General features: G+C 47.3%; 15 protein-coding genes. 8 read left to right on the forward strand and 7 right to left on the reverse strand.

Features of this window, described 5'->3' with window-relative positions; genetic code table 11:
• Positions 1 to 320: 320 nt before the first annotated feature.
• Positions 321 to 578 (reverse strand): hypothetical protein, encoded by a 258-nt coding sequence (locus tag P0D43_RS06110; RefSeq protein ID WP_159572587.1) that lies wholly within the window; start codon positions 576 to 578, stop codon positions 321 to 323.
• Between the two features lie 296 nt (positions 579 to 874).
• Here P0D43_RS06110 and P0D43_RS06115 point away from each other — a divergent pair, with 296 nt between their 5' ends.
• From P0D43_RS06115 to P0D43_RS06140, 6 genes are all read left to right on the forward strand, one after another.
• Positions 875 to 1,774: a TnsA endonuclease N-terminal domain-containing protein gene (locus P0D43_RS06115; RefSeq protein ID WP_394673512.1), complete on the forward strand. Its 900-nt coding sequence runs from the start codon at positions 875 to 877 to the stop codon at positions 1,772 to 1,774.
• On the forward strand, positions 1,771 to 3,777 hold the full coding sequence (locus tag P0D43_RS06120; RefSeq protein ID WP_394673513.1) for a hypothetical protein: 2,007 nt from the start codon (positions 1,771 to 1,773) through the stop codon (positions 3,775 to 3,777). The genes P0D43_RS06115 and P0D43_RS06120 overlap by 4 nt, the downstream gene beginning before the upstream one ends.
• A complete protein-coding gene (locus tag P0D43_RS06125) occupies positions 3,774 to 4,652 on the forward strand; it encodes a TniB family NTP-binding protein (RefSeq protein WP_394673514.1) in 879 nt (292 codons plus the stop codon). The genes P0D43_RS06120 and P0D43_RS06125 overlap by 4 nt, the downstream gene beginning before the upstream one ends.
• A gap of 182 nt (positions 4,653 to 4,834) precedes the next feature.
• Positions 4,835 to 6,976: a hypothetical protein gene (locus tag P0D43_RS06130; protein ID WP_394673515.1), complete on the forward strand. Its 2,142-nt coding sequence runs from the start codon at positions 4,835 to 4,837 to the stop codon at positions 6,974 to 6,976.
• A gap of 96 nt (positions 6,977 to 7,072) precedes the next feature.
• The gene (locus P0D43_RS06135) at positions 7,073 to 7,495 is read left to right on the forward strand and encodes a hypothetical protein (RefSeq protein WP_159572597.1); all 423 of its coding nucleotides are present in this window, start codon (positions 7,073 to 7,075) and stop codon (positions 7,493 to 7,495) included.
• A 13-nt stretch (positions 7,496 to 7,508) separates the two neighbouring features.
• Positions 7,509 to 7,943 carry a hypothetical protein gene (locus P0D43_RS06140; protein ID WP_159572599.1) on the forward strand — a complete coding sequence of 145 codons (435 nt, stop codon included), beginning with the start codon at positions 7,509 to 7,511 and terminating at the stop codon, positions 7,941 to 7,943.
• A gap of 182 nt (positions 7,944 to 8,125) precedes the next feature.
• On the opposite strand, the gene P0D43_RS06145 is transcribed toward P0D43_RS06140, so the two are convergent.
• Both P0D43_RS06145 and P0D43_RS06150 read right to left on the reverse strand, forming a co-directional pair.
• Entirely contained in the window at positions 8,126 to 9,592 is a 1,467-nt protein-coding gene (locus P0D43_RS06145) for an IS5 family transposase (protein ID WP_394673516.1), read from the reverse strand.
• 65 nt (positions 9,593 to 9,657) lie between these two features.
• Entirely contained in the window at positions 9,658 to 10,899 is a 1,242-nt protein-coding gene (locus P0D43_RS06150; protein WP_394673517.1) for an AAA family ATPase, read from the reverse strand.
• Positions 10,900 to 11,448: 549 nt separating this feature from the next.
• On the opposite strand from P0D43_RS06150, the gene P0D43_RS06155 reads away from it, so the two are divergent.
• Positions 11,449 to 11,931 (forward strand): type VI secretion system tube protein Hcp, encoded by a 483-nt coding sequence (locus P0D43_RS06155; protein ID WP_159572603.1) that lies wholly within the window; start codon positions 11,449 to 11,451, stop codon positions 11,929 to 11,931.
• Here the strand turns inward: P0D43_RS06155 and P0D43_RS06160 are convergent.
• Positions 11,912 to 12,781, reverse strand: a complete 870-nt coding sequence (locus P0D43_RS06160) for a hypothetical protein (RefSeq protein ID WP_394673518.1) — start codon at positions 12,779 to 12,781, stop codon at positions 11,912 to 11,914. The two genes, P0D43_RS06155 and P0D43_RS06160, sit on opposite strands and share 20 nt — an antisense overlap.
• A gap of 1 nt (position 12,782) precedes the next feature.
• Positions 12,783 to 13,826 carry a hypothetical protein gene (locus P0D43_RS06165; protein ID WP_394673519.1) on the reverse strand — a complete coding sequence of 348 codons (1,044 nt, stop codon included), beginning with the start codon at positions 13,824 to 13,826 and terminating at the stop codon, positions 12,783 to 12,785.
• Between the two features lie 165 nt (positions 13,827 to 13,991).
• Here P0D43_RS06165 and P0D43_RS06170 point away from each other — a divergent pair, with 165 nt between their 5' ends.
• The gene (locus P0D43_RS06170; protein WP_394673520.1) at positions 13,992 to 15,665 is read left to right on the forward strand and encodes a methyltransferase domain-containing protein; all 1,674 of its coding nucleotides are present in this window, start codon (positions 13,992 to 13,994) and stop codon (positions 15,663 to 15,665) included.
• A gap of 192 nt (positions 15,666 to 15,857) precedes the next feature.
• Here P0D43_RS06170 and P0D43_RS06175 read toward each other — a convergent pair whose 3' ends face one another.
• The gene (locus tag P0D43_RS06175) at positions 15,858 to 16,472 is read right to left on the reverse strand and encodes a DsbA family protein (protein ID WP_341236547.1); all 615 of its coding nucleotides are present in this window, start codon (positions 16,470 to 16,472) and stop codon (positions 15,858 to 15,860) included.
• Between the two features lie 315 nt (positions 16,473 to 16,787).
• On the reverse strand, positions 16,788 to 19,166 hold the full coding sequence (locus P0D43_RS06180) for a DNA/RNA helicase domain-containing protein (protein WP_394673521.1): 2,379 nt from the start codon (positions 19,164 to 19,166) through the stop codon (positions 16,788 to 16,790).
• Between the last annotated feature and the right edge of the window lie 93 nt (positions 19,167 to 19,259).

The following is a 19,259-nucleotide window of genomic DNA, read 5'->3' on the forward strand; positions in this document are numbered from 1 at the left end:
TGGTAACAGCTCAGCGGAATGCGGGGCTAACCCGCTGGAGTATTTGAAGGGCGTGATGGACCGACTGTCCACGCAGCCGTACAGTCGGATCAACGAACTGCTGCCGCATAACTGGAAACCCGCCAACTAATCAAGACGGGTTTGCTAGGGGCTTACAGCAATTCGGGAAAAGCAGTGGTCCATTAACTAATACCGATTACCCCGTAATACGAGGGCCAGTCGAGGATGTCTGAGTTAGCATTTCGAACGTTCGCGCTTAACATCGCTCAAGAAAAGTTCGGCCAATACAATTCTTAAAATTCAATGTTTCCAAGTGCTGTTCATTTCAGAACTTTTCGCACTTTCGACCCTGCCAATAAGAGTGCCAGATCATTTTTATTGGGTCGTATACCCAGCCGACGAAGAACGGCTAACCCTCTATCTACAGGCATATTTCTCTTCCCTTTTTTTATCGAACAAATAAACCCTCTAGATACGCCCAGATCTCTGGCAAGTTGGGCATCGCTGCCAAGTTGTTCTTTTTTCTTGAGAAGTTCAAATAGAACCGGCCAAGAAAGATCTGGTGATGTTTCTGTCATTTCTTGCTAATTTCCGTATCTGTAATTAATGCTGAAAAATCACCTAGGTCAATGTTTTATAAAGGAAATTTTACTTTGACAATGTAGTGCAAATTGAACTACATTGCTACAAAATGTTTGAAGTAATTAGGACCAAATACAGTCGCAATTTGGTCAAATTCAGTATGTGAGATTGCGAAGGTCTAGGCCCACCTTATGAGATTCGGTGGGGGTAAGAATTGAAAAAACCGGAGGCAGAATGAGAAAAGCGATGTAACAAAAGTCACATCGCTTTGGCGAATACGTGAATACCCGCAGTGAGAAAGCCAAGTATTCCAATTCCCAAAGCGAAAGTCAAGTTTGAGCCCAAACAACCGAAAGCCGATTTCGGTTGTTTGCAGGTGGTGTTCGTCCGTAGTCTTTGGGAGACTGTTTTGATCACAAGTCAGCAATCAATTTTTGAAATCTTGGGTTTGGTAAAGGAATCTGAGTATCCAAGCACAAGTCATACTGTCAAAAGCGGCGCCGGGTTGCGTCCGAATGAATCCTCTCTATCTAACCTTTTTCCTTCGAAGTCCGATGCTCGCGATAGCGTTCTTGAACCCATAAGACGGCTTAATAGAACACGACAGGGAATGCAGCTGAGTCACTTTTCATCCAGAAAGATGGATAGGGTGATTATGTGCGAGAGCTCTATCGAAGCCGATCTTGCCTTGGTGTTCGAGTGTGAGCCAGATGTCGTAGCCTATTGCGAGCAGCCTGAAACAATTCCTTTGCGGCTTAAAGGACGTTTAACTTCGTACACGCCCGATTTTCTCACACAGCAAAAAGACGGCGTTGAAACGATGTGGGAGGTAAAGCCGTCCCATTGGCAACTATCACCTTATTGGGTCGATAGATTGTCCACTGCGAAGCGAGTGTGGGAGGAGAGGGGGTACCGGTTTCAGGTAGTTACCGATCATGATCTTAGAAGCTCTCACCTCATCGCCAATTTACGCCTTATTTATCCAAGGCTGGGCGCGGTCACTCCTGCAGAGCTATTTCAAGTTAAAGTTCTTGTTGATCAAACCAGCCGAACTTTGAACGTTCGTCAGCTCATGACCTTGTGTCAGGTAAGTTTTGGTGTTGTTGCCGCATATGTCTACGCTTATTGCTGGGAAAAATTGGATCAGCAGCTTTTTGATATGTCTTTTCCTGTAGCCGGAGGGCTGCAATGAATCTCCAACAAGATTTTCAGCTTCCTGATCTCCATTCGATCTACCTAATAAGCGGACGACGGGCCATGGTTGTTCACGCTGATGATTCGATAATTAGATTCGAAACAGAGCTATACAACCGCACGATAAGCCTGGAGCCTGTCGCTTTCAGGACAGAAATTCAATCAGGGGAAATTCGTCTATTGCAGAAAATGCCATTCAACAAGGAGTTGCAGGCCTTTAGTGGAATGACTGAAAAGCAGGAAAAAGCTCACCAGCGGAAGTTACATTATGTGAAATTTTTTACAAAGCATTGTGGACAAAATCTTCCCAGACATGGTTTTGAAGATCTAAGGCACAAAGCAGCCGCTTTGATTAATGACCCTAGTCCTTTCGGTTACGTGCAAATGTCGAAGCACTGTAAAAAATATTGGGCTTCGGGTCAAAGTGAAACTTCCCTTATCGGACCACAGCAAATGTTCGGACGCAGGGCGTCTAGGCTTTCCGAAGAAGTGCACGACATCATCGCCACTTGCATCAATGAACATTACTTGCAGCCAACGCGTCCGTCGCTGCAGCATCTGACCCGAATCATTCGCGGGAAAATCATAGAACTGAATAGTGGTCAGTACAGAACAAGGCCGCTGCAAATACCTTCATATGGCACAGTCTGCGCCGCGGTAGATCGAGTTGACGATTTTCATCTGACATCGCGTCGAGAGGGAGTGTACATCGCATCGAAAGAAAACAAACGCGGACGCCCGATTGAATACGAACAACGGATAGGGGCTCGAGTGGAGGCTGATACACAGTTGTTAGACATCATGGTCTATCACGAACAATTTGGAATCGCCCTTCGTCCCTATCTAACTGCCCTTATCGATGTGGCTAGTCGTTGTGTTATCGGGTGGGATATCTCGTTTAGCCATCCATCAGCCCCCAAAACTCTTAGAGCACTTTGTCAGGCAATGGTTGCAAGCCCAGATGTGGAAACTCGAGCGGTGCCAGAGACATTAATCGTTGATAACGGTAAAGAGTTTGTTAATACAAACATGATGTCTTTGTCGAAAGATATAAGCATTTTATATAGACAGGCATCGCCAAGAGCACCGGATCAAAAGGCTTTTGTTGAGCGTGTCTTTCATACATTTAATCAGCAGTTTTTCCATGCACTGCCTGGTACAACAAAGTCGAGTCCCGCTCATCGTGGCGATTACAACTCGGGAGCCGAGGCAGCAATCAACATATTCGATTTAAGACGGTTGTTTGGTCAATATTTGAGCGAGGTCTACCACTATGGAAAGCATTCAACGCTTGAGTGTTCTCCGATTGAGAAGTGGAGAGAGCTTGGGAGGCAGGTGCCTCCACGTACCCTTACCGAGGAAGAGGTTCGATTTAAGAGCTGCATTCGGATGAAATGCAGTATCCATCATGGCCGCGTGAAAGCAGAAAATATGCAATGGGAAGGACCAGGACTTCCGCAACTTGCCACGCGGCTTAAATCGGGCAGGAGTAACTTGAAGGCAATTTTGCTGATTGATACCAATCAAATTGGTAAGGCTTGGGTGCAGGATCCAACTGGCAAGTCTCCACTACAAGAAGTCACCAATACTCTTCCAGATTTCTATCACTCATTAAGTTTGGCGGAATTCAAATTGGCTCAAGAGTTTCGTAAAACAGAGAGTAACGGAAAGGCAAACGACAGGGACCGCAGCAGTCTTGATCTTGCAGTATCCAGGCTTTTTCGCGAAGTTGCTGAGGTCGCTAATGGGGGGCGTGGGAAGAAGGAAGCGAGAAAACTCTCGAAGGTAGTGGAGAAATTTCCCAGCGATCAACCAGTCAATTCTGTTAGCTCTATGACAAATGATTCCAATCGCTTGCAAAGACAAATATCAATGTCTTTAGAAGAATCCGATGAGGCTGATCATTTAACTGGAGCTCTGGACATCACATTCGAGCAAGACTTACCTAAATCAGCCGAACGCAAAATGAAAAAAATCTACCAGCAAAGGAGCGAATCATGATCGTGGAGTCCAGGCCCCAAGAGCGAGGTCGTACGAACCTTCCAACCGAACATCTTCGACAATCTCCTTTTAAAGATGCGTTCGACGACCAGAGTGAAATACTTAGCGATGAGCAAGCTGAAGCCAAAAGCTGCCTGTCTAAAGTGATTTGCCTTCATCCTGAATATGACAAGGCGATGGCGAAAATCCGAAAGGTCATCCGCTACAACATGAGCAGTCATGCCCCGGAGCCAAGCAGTATTTTAGTTCTAGGGCAATCTGGCACCGGTAAGACAACATTGAGGGATACGATCGCCTCTATGATGCAAGAGCCGTATGAAACGATTGAAAATGGATATTTGGTCAGAAAGATCCCCTTCTTTGACAGCTCTGTTCATACCGATGCTACGCCGACCGCCATGTCCAATGAGATTTTGCGGCACATGGGTATCGGTGCTGTAAAGTCGTCGGGCGCTGTGGATCGTGTCCGGGCATGCCTAAAGCTCGCAGGTACTTTTGCCTTTAACTACGATGAGATTCATAACTTAGCGGGTAACCAGTCTGCCAATTCCATTTGCTGTGCGCGAAACTGGCTTCGGGATCTTATTACCAATACCGGTGTGATGGTAATCGGCTACGGAACACCCAATTGCAAGCAAATGTTCCTTGGGGAGCCGCAATTATTAAAACGCTTTCCCATCATTTTGGAATTAAATCTCTTTGAATTTGATGTCAGGCCCGGATCTGTTTTTAGAGAGGTGTGCGAAGCATTTGAGGACGAAATAGGAGGCTTTGGTAAATTATTGCGCTATAACCAACCCCGCATGAATGAGAGCTTCTTGGTGGCGATGTATGCGGCTTCAGGTGGATCAATTAATGCTATCAAAAAAATCTAAGAAAGTGCGGTGAATGAGGCTTTTCTTGGTGACGGTCGGCTGGATCATGAAAAGTTTGCGATTGTAGTTGATGACCTTACTTTTCACACTAGTCTATCTGCGCCAGAAAATGCTTTCAGGTTGGATTCGAGATACCTAAGGACATGTATCCGAAATGCGTTACTCAAGCGGGGGTACTGAAAATGATCCGTGCCCCTTTACCTATCGAATGGGAAAGCCCAAAAAATATATTGATGCGATGTGCGCATGCAAACTTTTTCGATCAAGTAGCTGACGTTCTCGGTAAGGATGTGTGTGAATTAACTGGAATGTTGGACCTCTTATGTGGGAGCTATACAGGTGTCAACGAGTTAATGCGAAATATTCAAAGGTCTTTTGCATCGAATCTTGTTGACTACAGACCACTTTTCTATAGGCAGGTGGCTGGTATTACCGAGCAACGCCCCTTTGTAGTTCGCTCAATTGAGGTTCCTTACCAAGAACTCGAGTTGGTGAGGCATAGGGTCTGTTTGCTATGCCATCAAGATAAATTTCATAGCAAAATTTTTGCGGATCTTCGGGCATTCACTCATTGTCCTGTCCATCGCAATCAATTCATACAAGAGTGCCCTAATTGCGGCACGTCGTATGAGTGGCAAGGGTTCCAGTTTAAAAAATGTTCACGCTGTAAATACACTTTCAAAAGCAAAGATCGAAAGAAGCAGTCCTTAGGGTCGGAACTGGAGCTTTATTCCATGATCCTTGAAGGAAAGAATGACGATGTTTCAGCTGCTCTCTACCTGCTGAGACATCTGCGAAAGTACTTCGAACCGGAAGTTGTCAGGTCAGGTATTGTGCTGGGAATCGCACTTGATTTTCTGGCTGGCCGTAATGATCAACTTTTAAACAAATTGCAGGCTGTCTATGAGGGGGGCAGAGACCTACCCACCCGGTTCTTGATGTCCTGCTTTAGCGTATCGTCAAGTTTGGAAGTGAAAGAACGGGCGTCAGCCATCGTTCGTGCGGATGCCCCAGTTTGTGGTGCATCGAAATATGCTGGTCCTAAGCAGAATTGGTTTCGTCTTGAACAAGCTGAATACTCATTGAATATCACCAACAGCACGCTCCGAGCTCTCCATAGTTCTGGTTTCTTGAATATTAAGCAGTTACCCAAGTCGGTCAACATCGTTCTAATTGATTCTTTGCTCAATTTGATGGCCAGGGTAGTAGAAACCATTCCTGCTATTAAGAGCTTGAAGGTTAATCCGCTCAAGGGTATTCATTCTCAGCATTTACAAAAGAATCTCGAGAGTGTTCGAGCAAGCGCAATGGTCGTTTATGAAGCCAACTGGAGGCTTGGTTTAAAGGGCTTAAGATTCGCTAAACTCTGCGCACCGTCAAAATTTACAAGTGGGAATAGCCATTTACTTGACATCAGTCAGTTTGCAGCGAGAGCTAAAACATATCCTGATGCACTTCGCCGAGCTTGTAGATCAGGCTTTATTTCATCGGAGAACATTTTAAAGAATGGTCATAAAAGCTACACGTTCAAGATTGATTTCGTTGATGCATTCGTCTCGGAATTTTGCTTCATCTCGGAACTGAATTCAAAGTTAAAAGGCAGGGGTAGAACAATACTTTCTGCAATTCTAAAGTCGCGTGACATCAGACCACTTTCAGGCCCTGAAATTGATGGTGCCCTAGTGCCGATATACAGGCGGTCTGATGTTGAACATCTGAACTTAAATGCTCTTCTTAAAAACCCTATATTTGAAAGTAATGCGGGTAGGAAACACGAGGGGGTTGAATTGTTTGATCGGTCTCGCTGGGCATCAACCAAGCAAGCAAAAGAAATGTTGTCTGTGAACGACCAAGAAATCAAAGCACTGGTGGATCTTGAATATTTGGTTGAGTCAACTCCGCCAGGTCGCAAAAAGGACAACTTTAAATATTTTTCACATCAGAGTGTTATGTTCACAGCCAACTTTTTTAGTGGGGCAGTTCCTGTCAAAGATTTGATAGCTGAGCTTGGGATCTCAAAGCGTGAGTTTTATCTTCGCTTTGTATCGTCGGGTATTTTGAAGGTTGTTACCATTGCTAAGCGAGTTTTGATCGGTGGCGAAGATGTTAGTTTCGTTCGATCAGATTGTGCGAAATTTATCAGTCTTAGAAATGCGGATTCTTTAACAAACTCCACATCGCGACATTTTTTAAACTTGGTTAATACCGACCGAATAAGACCCGTTTCGATTGAACAGACTCTAAGCGCGACCCACATAAATCTTGTTGAGAGGTCCATGGTCAATTTGCTTGCTGTCGAAATGCCAGAGAAGCGAATTTTTTAGTTCAGCAATGTATGTCCATCGAAAATAGATTTTTCTATTAACGACGGTTTTTAATGTCGTGAAGACTTAGCGAATTCGTTGTGGGAGATCGATGTAATGGGAAGAGAGATACGTGGGGGTTTGGTTTCGGTCTCTGAGGTTAAGGAGATGGTCTTAGAATCTGGTACTTTGGTCTCCGTTAGAGAGATTGCAGGACTAAGCGAAACCTCGATTCAATCCGCTAGGTCAATGACTGCTCGCTGGAAGAAGAGCGAAAAAATTTTTGCTCTGAAGGTAGGTAGGAAAAATTATTTTCCCCTATATGCCTTGGATCCTCAAAGTAATTGCAAGCCTTTGCCGTCGATTCATCAAATTATTAAAATTCTGAGCGTCAAGATGGGGCCTTGGCAAATGGCATTCTGGTTCATATGTGCATCGCGATTTTTGCAGGGTAAAACGCCCAGCGTGCTTGTATCTTCCGATCCAGATCTTGTGATTGCTTCCGCTAAATTTGAAATTGACGGTTGGTTACATGGCTAGGGAGAAATTAGGTATGAAACACGCTGAATCACCGCTTGCAATCGATTCTGCATTACTGGCTCAAGTACAAACTGCGGCAAAGGCCGCCAATAGAAACGTTTCTGAACAGTTAGTCCTGTGGGCAAGTCTAGGTCAAATACTTGAGTCAATGCTCACCAGTTCAGAGATTTCAGCGCTAATGGCTGGCGCAATTGAGATAAAGGTAGAGGTGTGCAATCGAAGCATGATCGATGCTAGAGGCAATGTGGATATTGTCGAGCTTGCAATGTCTCATCAAAGCGAAGCCGGGTTTAATAAAGTTGCTTCTCAAATCAAAAAAGAAGTAAAAGGTCCTTTGTATGAGACTGTGGATGATCGATCTGATTTGTTAAGACAGATCTCGCCAGATGGCACGGTGGAGATTGGTATTCTCAAAAATAATAACTTTAAAAAAATAAGGTCCGTCTAGATCCCTTTCGCATAATCACTTCCATCCGAGAGGTCTCCTTGCGTGATGTAGGCGTTTCGGCCTTTCAATTATGATTTTTTCAGATCAGCCAACACCCGAGCACAATCAATCTCTCCCACAACTCCGTCTCTGCCCAGATAAGCGAGCCTCTCAATGATTCTTTTTAGTCGGTATTGCGAAATTCAGTTTTCAACTGTTACCAGTCTCGCTTGATCCAGCCCGAAACGGCTGGATTGCTCATTTTTCACGGTTTGCATGATGTTTTTCATCCAAGCCATCACCGCAAATAAGGGTAAATAAAGGGCAATCGCCCTCATCAGCCACTTCAGGTTAAAGCCTGCCGCACACAGCACCACATGCAGTGCATCACCAGATGCCCCTTTGAGCCACGTTCTTCGCATTCCGTGATCCGCTTTCAAGTGCCCGATCGTCGGTTCAATGGCCTGCCTGCGTCTCAGTCTCTTTCTGTCCGCTTTGATCATCGATTTGTATTTGCCTCGGTGGATGATTTCCACATCTGGATTTGCATAATCCACCCCACGGTAACCCAAATCCACGTACACCTGCTTGATCGGTGTGTTGTGCTCTTCGGTGAGAATCCTGGCTTGTTCTAGTTGTTCTGCCAGCGTGTGACCATCGAAAGGGTTGCCAGGAAATGTTCTCGCACCAACAATCAAACCCCTCTTGTGAGTCACTGCAAAGCCAGCTTTGACCCCAAACTCATAGGGCTGTCGGGCCTTGCCCTTTCCAATGCACTCTACTTCAGGGGCATGTAAAGCGTACAGCTTGTTCTTGTCTTTCGGTTTCTGATTCACAAGGCGCTGCGCTCGTTCAAGCAAGGTGTTCATTCTTTCCAGTGCCGCTGAGCTTTCCAGATTCAGGACTTTGAGCTTGCGCTGTACTTCCCGAATCACAATGCCCACAACGGTTCGCTGACGTTTCAATGTTCGCCTCAGGCGTCTGAATTGTTTGGCATGGGCATAACCGGCTGCTTTGCGTTTCAGTTGTTTGCCTTCCATGGCAAAGGTCTGCTTGAATTTGATTCCAACGTGTTTGGCGTTCTTGATCAACTGGTACCGGGCGATTTCCAACAGCCTGCTGTCAGTCGGATAGGCCACTGCCTTCTCAACCACAGTGCTGTCGACAATGACTCGTTCAAACTCGCTTGGGCGAATGGCTTTCATCTTCACCGCTGCATCAATGGTCGCCTTGAACAACTCTTCAACCCCAGCCTCTCCAAGCATTTGGCGAAACCGGGTGATCTGGGCCGGATCACATGGAAACTTGGTCTGGTAATACTCCATGCCGCTGAAATACTGCCACTGCACATTCTCGGTCCAGCGCACCACCAACTCCCGGTCACTGACATCATAGGCGTGTTTCAAATACAGCAATGACACCATCAACCGGATTGGCAACCGAGGGCGTCCGGCGTTGCTCACCCCCGCACCTGCTATCTGTAGATTCTGGCCAAACATGTCGTCTGTGAAAAACTGACGACCTTTACGGTCACGATGTTCAAACACCGGCCTCAAAGGCTCTTCCAACCCATCCCAGGGCATCTTCTGCGACAACACCGCCAACGGGTGACGAAGGTCAATCATCTGATCCAAACGGGAGCGGAAAAAATCGTCAGTGGCCATCAACATAAAGGGACAAAATCCCTCAGATTTCTAATACCCATATTTTACTTTCTGGGGGATTCGCAACCCACTCAGACATGCAAAACACCAGAAATCATGCGGGTTTCGAACATTTTGCAAGGCCGACTTTTTAGGTCTCTCAGTGAGCGCGGGTCGGCGCTCAGAAGGTCAAAAGCTGCCGATGAGTATTTTAAATCCGCTTTTGTCAGCATAGACCTGACAATCGCTTGAAACTGAGAATGGGTGGGGCGCTTCACTTCAATAACAATGAAGCGGTCTAGCAGTTGATTACTTAGGCCGGAACGATCGTTTGCTACGGCAACCTTTATCCAGTTTTGGGTGCCAAACTCGTGTCGCAAATTATTGCATTTGAATCGATTTCTCGAATCAAAAAAATCTAACAACACAGGTCCCCATGGGTGATTACGGTGCAAGTCGGAAAGGTTGGCATTGATCTCGTCAAGGAACACATACATAAAGTCCGTGTTCTCAGTGGCCAGCTTGTAAAGTAGCTCGGACACTTCGGCATCTCTCCACCCACGGTTTGAACCACAAAAAGAGAATGGGCTGTCTTCGCTGGCGATACTCACCCGATAAAAGGGAAATTTTAGTGCACTAGCCACAGCCTGTTGAATATGGGTTTTCCCAACCCCGGATGGACCGAGTAGTAGCACGGGAGAAAAGTTTCCTGATTCAACTTGATACCCGATCTCATCGATGAATTGAGAAAAGTGAGGAAATTCCTCTCGAATAGATCCCAAGTCAGCTTGGTGGGGGGCAAAGCGTCTCGCGGACTTCGTTCGGAGCTTCATCTCATTTAGTGTTGATCGATTCTGATTGGTTTCTACAATCTGCGAAATCTCTACAAGATCAGATTGGTTTACGACGTTGGTGGTGTCCTCTGCGGCCTTGCCTTCCTTTCCCAGCACCTTTTCCCTCAGAATGCTACCCATTACGGATCTAATTCGAATAATTTCAGTGCGACAATCTTTTAGAAGCGCCTTGATATGACCTTTGTCCCGTTTGTCTTGGCAATCCTCCAGCGCCCGAAGCAAATCAGTTAATCTGCTGGCCCCACCCTCTGCGATAACCTCTGCCATGGCTTTTAACGCGATGCCTGAATCTCCAGCCTTACCAAAGCAAATTCTTAGAGATCGTGTGGCTAGTAAGTGAACAATAAACGCTGAGTCGGCATCATCCAGGCTCATACTCCGCAGCTCTCGAATAATTCCTTCGATAGAATCGCTGCCTGATTTCTTTTGCAGATCGACAGGTAAAAACAGCCCTGAGTCTTTTCTTTCAAATTGGCCCACAGATCACCTTTACGAACCATCTCACTGTTGTCATCAGTCAGCTCGAACCCGTCCGAAAACCAACGCGTGTTGCTGGTAAGCGCTCACAAAGCCCAGAAAAATTAAGGCTTTCTTTAAATGCAGTTTAAAGGGTTTCTGTGCGACTGGATATCAAGGTGTAGGTTTGGTATTAGATTGGCCGTTTGGGTCCATCGTGGCCGATTCTGAAGGTCACGTCTTGAGTTCACTCTAAGCTGTAAATTTAGTTCATTCTTTAACTGTTAGAAAACCCTGCAGTTCACTTTTAAGCTGTAATTCAGTTCACTCCTTAACTGTGAGGGTAGCAGGAGAGCACGTATTTACGTAAGTTCAGTTCACTTTTTAACTGTGAGTGTCGTTAATTTTCTCGGTTATACATGCAGTGATGTAAAAGAAAGCAGCCTTCGGGCTGCTTTTTTTATTGGGCCTGTAATGCATCACCCTGTGTGGGTGACGGAAATGTAAATTTCTACCCTCTATGCCTGGTTGACTACACTTCTTGATTATTTAAATTCTTGAGAGTGGTACGCCATGTCAGCAGATCTGTTTTTGAAATTGGGCAATGTGAAAGGTGAGTCGGTTGACTTAAAGCATGCGGGCGAAATGGAGCTGTTAACAGCACGCTGGGGTATGCATGTGGCGGTGGCGGCAAACGGTGGCGTGTTGGCCCCGGCAGGCCGTGCTGAGGTGAAAGGATTGCGTGTAGAAAAGCGGGTTGACCGGGCTTCCCCAACGCTGCACGCGCAAACTTGTGTGGGTCAGCTTTACGACACCATGGTATTGACCAAAAGGAAGTCGGGCCTTGTGCCTTTGGAATATTTGCGCATTACTTTCAAAGATGTGATCGTGAGCGACATTGATATTTCGCTGGGTGCTGGCGACGATGGCGACCTTGAAGTGGTCACCTTTGCGTTCACGGAATACACGGAAGAATACAAACCGCAGAACGGCGATGGCACGGGTGGCGCTGCTGTCACCGCCGGGTTCAATTGCATTAAGTGCGTGAAGATTTAACTTCGTTCTGGAGGCGTTCATACGCCTCCACATGTTGATTGAACAAGCGCAGGTTCAGTTTGCGGATTGGGGCGGGGAGGTGATATTTCACGTAGTCGTGGCGCCATTTAAGGCGCTCATCGAAGTCATACACCCGGAGTGGCCCTTTGGCTTGGTGTTTTTCAATTTTAATCAGACAGAGAGCCTCTGCCAATGAAGCACCCAATAGTGAATAGATAATAATCGTGATTGCCATAGAGCACGTTCTGACAATAAGAGCCTTCTGTGTGTCGCTGTTTACGTCGCCAACATCCACGAGTGCCAGCAATAACAGTGTGCCACCGAGGGCGGAGAATGCGATAAACAAGGGGGTTAGTCGTTTCATGCCTGGCGGCGAAAGAAAGGCGTGTTCGTCTAGGTCCAGATCCAGTGTTAGCCAAGATGCCTCAGTGGAGCTGCCACTTCCAACTCTGGGTATGTGATGATGGGCGTTACGGTATGCCCAAAAGAAACTGATCAACAAAATCATCACGGCAAAGATTGAATTGAAGAATGTTGGGATGTTTTGCGTCGCAGATAGCGAACTCGCTGTAGCAAACAGCAGATCGGGTTGCATGGTGAATGGTGCGTAACTGACAATTCCAATGAGTGACTCGACGATGTATACCCTCGGGGATAGGCTTGATCTGAACAGAAAGTGATAAGCCCATCCTGAGTAAAGAATCAGCACTATCGGAAAGCCTGCAACAAGAAGCCCCCAAGAATGGCTGAGTGCATGGCGCATAGGGAATGCCAAGGCAAGCCAAAGAAGTGAGCTGAATAGCAAAATGGATATAAAAAACTGATTGCGAGTTACTCGACCGGTAAACACTTTATTTAACCCCTAATGCGTCTTTTGCCGCTTTGTTTACCTGTTTGTCCGCCCCAGAGAGGCTGTAGACGACACCGGCAACCACAGAACCAAATAACCCCAACAGTACAAGCGGGGCCCCTGCCACAGCTGCCGGCGCTATAAATACAGCCAACGCCATAGCTGTTGCTCCACCCGCCATGGAAATCAGGTTTCCTGTTTGGTTTGTGGCCGAATCAACTCCAAACTGTGTGAAGTTGAATCGCTGGTCCAACCGGGCATTGTGGTTGTAGTTGTTGATGACATCGCTGATTAACGTTGGGCCGAAGCTTAGAACACCGCCCACTTTGATTGAGCTTAGCCACGGTGCCCCCGTCAGCCTGCGAAGCTCCCACATTTCATCAGCCGCTTGTCTACTCAAGCTAAGAACTTTGTCATGTTTGAATGCCGTTGGTCCTATGGACTTGGTGCTCATGTTTTTACTGATTTGCTGAAACTGGTTTTTCTCCAGCAATGTAATTTGTTTTGCGTTGGTTTGACGAACACGTATAAGCACATCAGCGTGTTTGCCAAACTGGTTGGGGCCTTTCAAGCCAACAGCTTTCAGTTCAACACCATTGCCCAGTTTCACGGTGCGCGATTTCCCACTCGCAAGCACAGATCGCAACTCGGTTTTCATTTTTGAAGTAAAGCGCGCTTTGGCAGCAGCTTCAATCAAATTGGCCAGATTACCGGGCAAGTTGGTTGCACCAAACAACTGACCCAGCAAGGCGGCGTTGAATGTACCTTTTTCAAAGGCTGTGACTAAGGCGCTGGTTTGCTGTGTATTCAGTTGGGCTGTCATCAACATGATGCCTGCCATGGGGTCTTGCTGCATTACCTCGGGCACCATCGCCAGGCTTACTTGAACATCGGGCTCAAAGTGCCCCAGAAAATCCATTTCTTGATGCAGGTAAAGCGGGGCGGAACCGTCGTGGCTATTCAGCGCGCGCGTGTAGGCCAGTTGCAAAGACTGGGCTTTGCGCTGAAGGTGGTCTTCGTGAAATGTGCGGGCTTGGGCGTTCATGCGACAGCAAAATAAAAACGAGGCAGGCGGCAGTATGCGGGAAAGGTGGGAAGGGGTAGAAATGTAAGGTTTTGTCTGAAGGGGAAGGGTGATAGATTGTCAGCATCGCGATTTACAGTGCAATTGCGGATCGATCAAAAATGAACAGTTGAGCGAGGTTACTGGTTGAGCGCATCTAACTTCTACAACCTGAAAGCGGAAGAATGCTTTGCGCAGTACCAGGCGCTCAGCTTCGAGCAAGTGCACAGGGATTGGCTAGATCTTCTGCCTGCCAAGGCTGGCATGGCGCTTGACGTGGGAGCAGGTAGCGGGCGCGATGCAACAGCATTGGCCGCTAAGGGTTGGGACGTGGTGGCAGTTGAACCGGCCAGTGAGTTGTTAGCGCTTGGCAAATCCCACTCGCAAGGCATGCCCGTGCATTGGCTTGCGGACACTTTGCCCGAATTGGGAAAGGTGCGCGCCCTTAGTCAAACATTCGATTTGATCTTGGTATCGGCTGTCTGGATGCACTTGTCTGAAAGTACGCGCGAAAGGGCCTTTCGCATACTGGCAAATTTGTTGGCACCCGGCGGTTTGTTGGTGATCAGTTTGCGGCACGGTCCAAGTCAAGATCAGCGAATATTCCACAAGGTATCGGTTGCCGAGCTTGAGCAGTTTGCCAAGCAGCAGGCCTTAAAGCCAAGGCGTGTTTCCAGAACCAGTGATGCCATGCAACGCAAAAAGGTGAATTGGGAAACCGTGGTGTTTCAGTTGCACGACGATGGTACAGGTGCGCTGCCAATAGTTCGCCACATCATTGTGAATGACAGCAAATCGGCTACGTACAAACTGGGTTTGTTACGTTGTATTACCGTCATTGCCGAGACATTGCCTGGCTTGGTGATGCGCCGCAATGACACCGAAGTGACTCTACCCCTCGGTGCGCTGGCATTGGTGTGGTTGCAACTTTATTTGCCTTTACTGGCGCGCAAAAATATTCATCAAAACCCGCAGGGCACCTATGGCTTTGCGAAGACCGCGTTTTTTGAACTTGGAAAACTGTCAGGTTTTGATTTGCAAATGGGTGGCAGGTTTGAGGATGGCAAGGCTGCTTGGGTGCATCAGGCGTTAAAAGATGCCGCTGCAAATATTCTGAAAATGCCCACCACGTACACCACTTGGCCTGGAACAGATTCCCCTGTGTTTTCTGGACAAACATTTCGAACCCGAACAACCGGCTCGAACTTGTGCCTTGATAAAGAATATTTGAGTAGCTTTGGTGAATTCAATGTACCCACTTCAATTTGGGACTGTTGCAGCCAATACGCCTGCTGGATCGACCCCGCTTTGGTGAACGAATGGGCACTGGTAAGCAAAAGCTGGAACAAGGGAGTAGCCGTTAGCACCATTCGCGATGCCCTTGAATTGAACCCGCCGAAGCGTTGCGTTACAGAAGCCCGCAAACTTGCCATTGCGCTGATTGAATCGAATGCCGATTTGCGCTGCGTGTGGACTGCCGGAAAGTTGAACGATACCAACCTAGCAATTGACCACTGTTTTCCGTGGGCACGCTGGCGTAACAACGACTTGTGGAACTTGTTGCCAGCCACTGACAAAGCCAACAACAGCAAGTCAGACAAATTGCCTTCAGCACCCCGGATGGAAAGCAGCAAACCTGCTATTACCCGCTGGTGGCAGGAGGGATATTTGCAATCGCCGTTGAGCGAGAGTTTTTGGGTGCAGGCCAAGGCAGCTTTGCCTTTCAGCGAGCAGCTAAGTGAAGTGGACGGACTTTTCGATGCGATGTGTTTGCAGCGTGCGGTGTTGAGGAAGAATCAAAGATTGGAAGAGTGGCGGTAGTGAAATGTGGCGGCTGGACTTCTACTTTTCGGCCGAAGCGGCCGTGAGACTTTCGACTTGGACCGTCTCCAAAGTGGTCTTGAGCCGACGTGGGATAACGCCGCGTTAATAAGGCGGGAGTAATGTGTGCCAAACTTGAGCGAAGCGAAACCAGCACGTTGCGGAGTCGCTCTTAAACGCATTGTGATGCGCTTACGCTTCTGCAATTGGACAGAAACGTTCAAAAAGCTCTTCAGCTTTGCAAAAACCATGAGTTAGGGGATAAACCTTTTTCTCTTCATTGATGTAAAAGAGGGCGGGAAACCCACTAACTTGAAAACGACGCGTAATTGCTAAATGTTCCTGAAACTGAAGTTCAGTTTCCTTGGAGTGAAGGACACCTAAAAACTGCTCCTCGCATAAACCTATTGTCCCAGCACAATCAATCAGCGTTTTATCTAAAGAAGGGTTCCTGGCTTCACGGTAATAAGCAGATTGAATAGCTCTCACCATATTTTGAGAGTTCTTTACGGCTAACTTTTCAGCTGATATCACTGCCCTACAAGCTTGGTAGGTTGAACGATAAGGTGTATTTCGATCCCAATAACTGTGATTAAACGTTACCTGAGAAACCATTTCTATTTTATGCCAATAAGAAGAGATCGCTTCTTTTAGGTTTTCGTTCATGGGTTCTGTTGTATCAGGAGCTAACCCCCCCATGATCCAGTCCACTTCCGCTAAAGGATACTGTTCTAGAAATCGATCTAACTCCGGCTGAAACCCATAACACCAAGCACACATAGGATCCATTACGTATAAAAATCGCATACTCTCTCCATCTACTCCGTAGAACGGGGGACTCTGGCACATAACTTGACTTATCGAACGATAGCAGCAATATCTATTCATCCGAATATCGCGAATTATTTCTTTAACTGAATTATTTCAAATGCTTGCTAAGCATTGCATGAACGGGATGAAAATTAATCCTGGTCATTCGCCACCAAATTGTGAGCCTGGAACTCGATTCCTAAGATCAGCGTCATGATCGACTGTCGCCTAAGTTTCGAAGTCTGCTTTCGCTAATAACTCAGATGTTTCAGCGGTCAGTCCCAATATCCGCTCCAGCCGATAAGCTGTCCCTCAAACCACCGTCAAAAACTCCGCCACCACAACCATTTCTTCTGCATCCTCGGCACTCAGTACAATCGCTTCGTGTTGGTCATTCGTTGATTCTGGTTTCAACACAATCACGCTGGTCACCACGCCATCTTCACCATAATGCTTTTCGCTTTTGTAGCGTTTAATGGTGTATTGCCCACCCAGTTCAGGGTCTGAAATACGGCGGTGTTGTACCACCACAATTTTTCCGTTGCGTGTGCCCTGCGGGTTGAAGTGAAACAGGCACCACGCGCCGGGATGTATGCGTTTGTTCATTGAGTCGCCTTCCACGCGCGCTACAAAATAGCCTTCGCTGGCGTGCAGGTGGGTGGGCAACACAACATGGTCAAACGTGTCGGCTTCCTGGTATTCGCTAAACTGCCCAGCGGCAAATTTCAAATCGAAAATGGGTACGCTGTTGGCGGCTTCCTGGCCTGCTTGCACAATGGGTAAGTCCAGCCCTTCGTATTTGTTCAACATTGGCGCTACCTCCACTTTGTTCAGTTCAGTCAACAGCGCTTTAAAATGTGCGCGTGTTTCCTCGTCGGTAAAGTAAACGTAACACCCTTTCATGCCGCGGGTCATCAGGGTTTTGTAGGTATTCTTGATCACTGCGTCGGCCAAGGCCAAATTATTGGCTCGGTTTGTTTTCAGTCCTCCTTTAAACCCTTTGATGCTCTGGTCCATGTTGCTGCGCTTGAATGCGTCGGTGATCACTTCGCCATTACGCACTACAAAATCGGGGCCAACAATGACACCCACATAGTCCAGCTCTAGCCCTTGGCAGGTGTGTATGCAGCCCACTTGTTCCACGCTGTTGGGCTTGATTATCCAGGTGCTGCCATCGTCGTCCAGGTTCCATTGGGCTTTGTAGCCGTATTCGGGAAATTCAATATCGAAGGCTTTGGGGGTCTTTTTGCTTTTCCAGTCCCAGCAGTAACCAGCCACCACGCGGGCTTTGTTGTTCACTTCGTTTTTCTGGCGTATGGCGTTGTGCAGGGCGGTGGGTGAATCGAATACTTTGAAATCAAAGTCCAACCCGTCCATGTTCAGGTTGGCGGTGGATTTGATGTGCAGGTGGTGGTTTAGCCACGCAATGTAGCCATCGCTGCCATTGCAGCGAAATTGCGAACGTAGTTCTTGTTCAATTACTTCGGTGCCCAAGGCCTTCGCCCATTTGCGAATTTCCGCTTTGCTGCCAATGTCTTTGAAGGTAACGCGCTGATCTTCGTCCAAGAAGAAAATGCACAGCTTGCTGGCGTGGATCAGTTCCTTAATTTGGTTCTCGCCCAAATTGCCGTATAGCCCGCTTTTTTCATTCAAGCGGTGAGCTTCATCCACCAGTAACACATCAAACTGATTGGCTTGGTTGTCTACATACCCGCCCGATCCACGAAATAAATTCGCGATACGTGTTTTTTTGAGTGTGCCGGTCAGCTTGGCTTCAAACACGGCGCGGGGTGCTGCGTTTTTCGATACGTATTGGCACACCTTGCCACGTTGCGTAAATTCACTCAGTAAGTTAATGGCTACCACCGACTTGCCCGTGCCAGGGCCACCCTCCACAATCAACACGCGTTTTTTCTCATCATCGCGTGCATGGGCCATGTCCAATGCCATTTCATACACTAGCTTTTGGTCGTCGATCATCAAAAACTCGCGGTTGCCCAACAGCATATTGGCTAAGCTGTCTGCGAGGTTTTTGGAAGGGCGAATTTTTCCGTGCTCAATGCGGTACATCAAGTCGCTCTGGTCGCCGTACTTCACATGCTTTTTTAAAAACTCGGAAAGCTTGCGTGCGTCTTTTGAAATGAAGACAGGCGCACGGTCGGTGTGTGCTTTGTAAAACGGATCGTTGATTACTTGGGCATTGTTCAAATTGTGCAAATACGCGCAGGCACTTAGGCGTACCTGTTCGTTTTGCACCACCTCGGAATAATCTTCGATCAGCGCGGCATAAGTCCACGCTTGGTAAGAAGGGTGGGGCGTGTTGATGTTGCCCTTACCTAGCCAGGTGTTCACTACGGCGTCTTGCTTGGTGGCTTGCACATCACTCCACTGCTTCAATTCAATAATTACGGCGCATTCTTCAAGCTGGGCGTTGCGGCCAGTCAAAATAAAGTCGATGCGTTTGCCCGTTAGCGGAATGTTGTATTCGATTGAAACCAGCGAGTCGCCGGGAATGTCGGGATCGTTCAACACTTGGCGCATTTCTTTCATCGAGTTGCGCCAAGAATTTACTTCTGAGTCCCCCGCTCTGCGGAACAGCTTGCGCTGAAATTCGCGGTGAATGACTTCGTGAATTTGATCGTCCAACACGTCGTCGAGGAATTTCGATTTGCTGGCGGTGTAAACGATCATCGCGGGAGTGGTTTGTTCTTATGCTTTGAATGTATCAGGAAACCTTCGTTGAATGAACTATTTGAGGTGGGGTAATTGGGGGCTACAAATGGG

Source organism: Limnobacter sp., from assembly GCF_043511195.1.
Taxonomy (GTDB): Bacteria; Pseudomonadota; Gammaproteobacteria; order Burkholderiales; family Burkholderiaceae_B; genus Limnobacter.